At 40.9% G+C, this 4,749-nt stretch carries 6 protein-coding genes; all 6 read right to left on the bottom strand.

All coding sequences use genetic code 11. The features are described from left to right. A partial coding sequence (tnpA, locus tag BO222_RS00890; protein WP_198931971.1) for an IS66 family insertion sequence element accessory protein TnpA occupies nucleotides 1-247 on the bottom strand: 247 nt, incomplete at its 3' end. Between the two features lie 231 nt (nucleotides 248-478). Further along, nucleotides 479-1,165, bottom strand: a complete 687-nt coding sequence (locus BO222_RS00885; protein ID WP_075817542.1) for a FadR/GntR family transcriptional regulator — start codon at nucleotides 1,163-1,165, stop codon at nucleotides 479-481. A 346-nt stretch (nucleotides 1,166-1,511) separates the two neighbouring features. Beyond that, on the bottom strand, nucleotides 1,512-2,657 hold the full coding sequence (locus BO222_RS00880) for an SH3 domain-containing protein (RefSeq protein WP_075817540.1): 1,146 nt from the start codon (nucleotides 2,655-2,657) through the stop codon (nucleotides 1,512-1,514). A gap of 133 nt (nucleotides 2,658-2,790) precedes the next feature. Next, complete coding sequence (locus BO222_RS00875; RefSeq protein ID WP_075817538.1) at nucleotides 2,791-3,090, bottom strand: rhodanese-like domain-containing protein; 300 nt, start codon at nucleotides 3,088-3,090, stop codon at nucleotides 2,791-2,793. A 59-nt stretch (nucleotides 3,091-3,149) separates the two neighbouring features. Further along, the gene (locus BO222_RS00870; RefSeq protein WP_075817545.1) at nucleotides 3,150-3,944 is read right to left on the bottom strand and encodes an SDR family NAD(P)-dependent oxidoreductase; all 795 of its coding nucleotides are present in this window, start codon (nucleotides 3,942-3,944) and stop codon (nucleotides 3,150-3,152) included. Between the two features lie 123 nt (nucleotides 3,945-4,067). After that, nucleotides 4,068-4,325, bottom strand: coding sequence for a SemiSWEET family transporter (locus BO222_RS00865; RefSeq protein ID WP_075817536.1), 258 nt, complete (start codon nucleotides 4,323-4,325; stop codon nucleotides 4,068-4,070). Nucleotides 4,326-4,749: the final 424 nt, after the last annotated feature.

The raw sequence follows: 4,749 nt of genomic DNA, 5'->3' as shown, positions 1-4,749 counted from the left end.
CGACAGACAGAGTAATAGCGGCAGAGTTTTCTGCGACAGCAGCGGCATCAATCTCTACAAACTCTATTCCTTCAGCTTTCGCAGACCTTTCCAATCTGCGTTTCCAGTAGCCAAAAGAGGTATAGATCAAGCCATTCTTCTGGCAGAACTCCTTCTGAGAAAGTCCGGACAGGTGATAAGCCTGAACCTGTCTGGTCCAGAATTCCCGGTTTCCTTTTCTGGTTGACGCATAGTGATAATTCGGCATAATGAAAAATCCTCCAGTTTCGTTGTAGATAATCTAACAACGGTCACCGGAGGGTTTAACCCCGTCAAATATAAAGAACTTACGAGTTATAGTGTGTTTGGTAATTTTGTTTATTGATCATGAACATATTTTACCAAAAAAGGCACCTCATCCATTACGGATCAGGTGCCTCTTTTTATTTTTGGACTGTCAGAAATTTAACAGCCCCTTTTGATTTAAATGTTGAATATTTTAAATGTTTTTATAGGTTTCGATATAACCAAAATGATTTTCAAGTCCCAAACGGGCCTTGTTCAAATCATGATTGGTCAATCCTTCAACTAAGAGACGATGAGCATATTCGAGCTCATTTGAACTCTCCATTCCTCGAATAATTTTCTGACGCATCGTTTCGATATATTTGTCCATAAACTCCGTCAGCGCCTCATAGTTGGCAATCAGAAACGTATTCTGAGAAGCCAGGACCATTGTATGATGAAGCTGCTTGTCATACTGGATTTTTTCTTCTTCATTTTTAGCGGCGTTCAATCCTGCCAGACTGATTTTCAGCTGTTCCTTCTGCTCTTCGGTGATATATTTAACAGCTAGATCAAGGGCCTCTTTTTCAATCATCCAACGATATTCCGTAACTTCCGCTTCATCCATTCCGTTTAAAAAATACAGAAAGGACAGGACTTCCGAGATGGTCTGCTGAAAATTCTGGGAAATATAATTCCCGCTGCCCTGAGAAGCGCTGATCACTCCCATATTCTGCAGTACCTTCAGTCCTTCTCTGACTGAATTCCGACTGCTGCCAAGTTGTTCTGCCAGTTCTCTTTCAGGGGGGAGCTTGTCTCCAGGAAATAATTCACCATGAAGAATTCCCTGTTTGACATAGTCCACGATTCGATCGCAGCTCTGGTCACGGTTTCTCTCCATACAGATCCTCCCTATTCGTCAATCATTTTCTTCATCAATCATTTCGATTATAGGCGAATTTTACTTATGATCTCATTGAAATTACTCAAACTGGCATTGAAATCAGAATTTAAATTCCAGCTTTTGCACCCGTAAGGTATTTCTTGTTTCGAATTCATCTATCCCGCAAAATACTTTGCTTCAACAGTGACAGCAAAACAGACAACTTATCTGGATAAAAATAAGCAGGCAGCAAACGATGAACCAAAGTCTGCTGCCTGTGTTTATTTCATTTTTTTTATTGATTCGTATTTCTGGTTTAAATCCGCTTTGGCGTTGAGTTTATGTCATTTTACTGGATCAACAATCAATCTGAGCAGACGAATCCATACTCCAGATTCTGATCATTTCCTACGGCTACTGAACGTCTTGCCTTACTGTTACCGATATAGCTGATCCAGGTATATCCATCTTTCTGATAGACTTTGTCATAATGAACTTTCATTCCAGCGTTATAAACCAGGCCTGTTTTCTCACCTTCCAGTCCCCGATCCCCATTCCGAATGTTTACGCCATCTGCGGAAAATTCAAATGTACCACTTGAAGGCATGGACGAAACCGGCGCACCTACATATGTTCCCCCAAAAGAATTTGCAGAGCTCATCAGAGACTGAGGGATGACATCATTGATCTTCAGAACATAGTTGTAATCCCCTGCGTTCTGTTTTTTGAAAACTCCAATAACTTCATTTTTAACGCCCCAGTTGCTGAAGTCATTATAGTTCAGCACAGGGATAGCGTTCTTTCCATCTTCAGAAAGCAAGACACTGAGCTTTGTTCCATCGGAGAGCACAGCCTGTTTTGAATCCGGAAGATCCTGTGGAACCATCAGCACCAGATCGATCGTCTGATTCAGATAAGATTCGGGATCTTTCATCACAGAATTAAGATCTGTCTGAATCGGACTCTGACTCTTTGTATTCTCATCCATAGAAGCAGATGGATTCACTGTCTGCTCATCACTATCTTTTTCTGTACTCAAATCACCTGAATCCGCTTTGTTCTGAGCTGCAGAAGAGCTTTGATTCGAAGAGTTTTGAGTTTTGTCATCAGAATCCTGTTTTGCTGCATTTACAGAGTCATCTTTAACCTGCTGATCCTTGCTTTCAGAACTTTGCTGGTCGTCCGGATTGGCCTGAGCAACCACTTCTATCGTGACTGGATTACTTTCCACGCCATCTTTTGAAGCCTTAATCGTATAAGTTCCAGTCTCTTCCGCCGAGAACATCACATATCCATCTTCGGCCTCAATTTCTCCCTTTCCAGCATCGAAGTCTGAATCAGTCAGCTTAACATTGGCAGCATCTGTTTTTACATCAATTCGTGTCTTTTCATTTTCCAGCACCTTATCAGCTTCAGGGACCAGTTCAATGATGGAAAGTTTTTCATTTGAACTCTGACATCCCGTTAAAAGGCAGACACTCAAACAGGAAAGTAATCTCTTTTTGTTCATATAAGAACCTCTCAATAGAATATGGTTACGAGATAACCAGAAACTCTTTTCACGTAAGCTTTTTAATTCTTCTGTCCTTCAGCCAGATGAATGATCTCTCTTAAGGAAGTTCTTTCTGGCTAAATGCGATCATTCAATGATTTGATTCATTCGTCAGCTTACCAGAATAGAAGTGGACTCCACCAATGTTTTCGGTCTGAATATTCTTTTTAGCCAGAGTCTGTCTGGCGATTTCCGATTTTCTGCCGCTATTGCAGTAAAGATAACTTCCAGGTTTCACTTCATGATTCTGAATCTCTGTCCAGCGTATATTAATCGCTCCGGGAATATGCTCTTTTTCATATTCTTCCTGATCACGAACATCAATCAGATCGATTCCATTTTTTCTGGCCAGTTCGACCTTCTGATCGGTATCAAATTTCTGTTTTTGCATATGAATTCTCGTATTTTATGCTTTTGACTTTTGTCTTACAGGGCATCAGGTTCATCGCGTTATGGGCGAAGTCCGAGTCCGCCTTCCAGAGTAATTGTTTCTCCAGTCATATATTTAAAGTCTTCACCGGCGATCTGAAGACATACGCGGCCAATTTCCTTTACTACATCACCATAATGTCCCATTGGAGGCATATGAACATTGGCTTTAAAGGCTTCCGGATAAGCTTCCGCAAAGTTTTCAAGCTGACTGGTCCATGCCAGAGGACAGATGACATTAACATTGATGCCATCCTTTCCCCATTCAGTCGCGGCGACCCGACTCAGTCCGCGAATTCCTTCCTTGGCTGCCGCATAGGCGCTTTGGCCAAAGTTTCCGAAAAGACCGGCTCCAGAAGCAAAGTTTATTACACTTCCTCTGGTTTCCTTGAGATATGGATATGCGGCTTTCATATAGTAGAAGCAGGCATAGAGGCCGGAATAAATCGCCAGATCAAACTGTTCGGTCGTATGTTCAATTAACGGAACGCCCGAAGCAGAAGCCTGGGCATTATTAATCAAAACATCCAGACGTCCAAACTTTCCAATCGCAGACTCGATCACGTTTTTTACCGTATCTTCGTTGGCATTTCCGCTGTAGACATCAGCCTGAACAGGTAAAACTTCAATGTTGTATAAAGATTCCAGTTCTTCTTTTGCATTTTCCAGCTTCTTGACATTGCGTCCGGTAATGACCAGATTATAGCCTTCCTGTGCAAACGCATGAGCAATTCCATAACCGATCGCTCCGGGTTTTCCATCCTTAAGGAGTGCTTTTCCACCGCCTGTTATCAGACACACTTTTCTTTCATTCATTATCTCGACCTCACTTTCAGCTTTTGCTTTATCCATTGTTTGTCAAAATTCAATATAGATATTTCCATATAAATCCAATCTTGAACAGAAAACTTACTAAATTTCCATCATGCAGGTTTACAGTCAAAAACTGGTAAATACGGTTGCGGCTGCCAGAAAAATACCAGGGATATTCGCTGCTGCAATCGCTTTTTGCATCGGTTTGGTTTTCAGAGCATAAATTGTCCAGAGAATACAGTTAATTGTAGCCACCGCCGGCTGTATCCAGCTGCCTTTATGTCCGTTTAGATTATTTATGATCTGCGCAATGTAAGAAACATACATCAAAATCGACATTCCCGAAGCAACCCAGCCCAGGATCTTAATCTGTTTCTGATTCATATGAAGCCATCCTTTCCTTACTGATTTTCATCACTTTTTACAGTTGTTGATTTAATTATAGATTGAGTTGTTCAGGTTCTATGTTTTGATGCTTCAGGTCCTGCTGCCTGTCTTACAGCTATAGAAACCGGCAGATCGTTTTGCAGTATTTTGGTTGTTAAACTTCACGAAAAAGACTATTTACATTCAATTTTATTTCTTATCACTTCATAGATTGCATAGAAAAATTAAACCTCAATAGATAAGCAGAAGATAAAAGATTAAGAGAAAGAAAAACGTTTATTTTCAAATATCTGTCCAATGTCATTAAGTTAAGCAGATAGAAGCGCGAATTGCTCCGCACTTCATCGTGGTGTTCAGAATCTACCAGAAATTTTTATCTGGAATCAGCCATTTTTCGGCTTCAAGCCTCACGAATACGATA

The organism is Ileibacterium valens, assembly GCF_001945525.1.
In the GTDB taxonomy this organism is placed as follows: Bacteria; Bacillota_I; Bacilli_A; order Erysipelotrichales; family Erysipelotrichaceae; genus Ileibacterium; species Ileibacterium valens.
Note: the sequence above shows the minus strand (reverse complement) of the source record. Positions and strands in the feature narration are given on the sequence as shown.

Coding starts and splice junctions, on each gene's coding strand:
- BO222_RS00885 (WP_075817542.1), bottom strand. CDS start 1,165: ATGGAGAGAAACCGTGACCAGAGCTGCGATCGAATCGTGGACTATGTC.
- BO222_RS00875 (WP_075817538.1), bottom strand. CDS start 3,090: ATGCAAAAACAGAAATTTGATACCGATCAGAAGGTCGAACTGGCCAGA.
- BO222_RS00865 (WP_075817536.1), bottom strand. CDS start 4,325: ATGAATCAGAAACAGATTAAGATCCTGGGCTGGGTTGCTTCGGGAATG.
- BO222_RS00870 (WP_075817545.1), bottom strand. CDS start 3,944: ATGAATGAAAGAAAAGTGTGTCTGATAACAGGCGGTGGAAAAGCACTC.
- BO222_RS00880 (WP_075817540.1), bottom strand. CDS start 2,657: ATGAACAAAAAGAGATTACTTTCCTGTTTGAGTGTCTGCCTTTTAACG.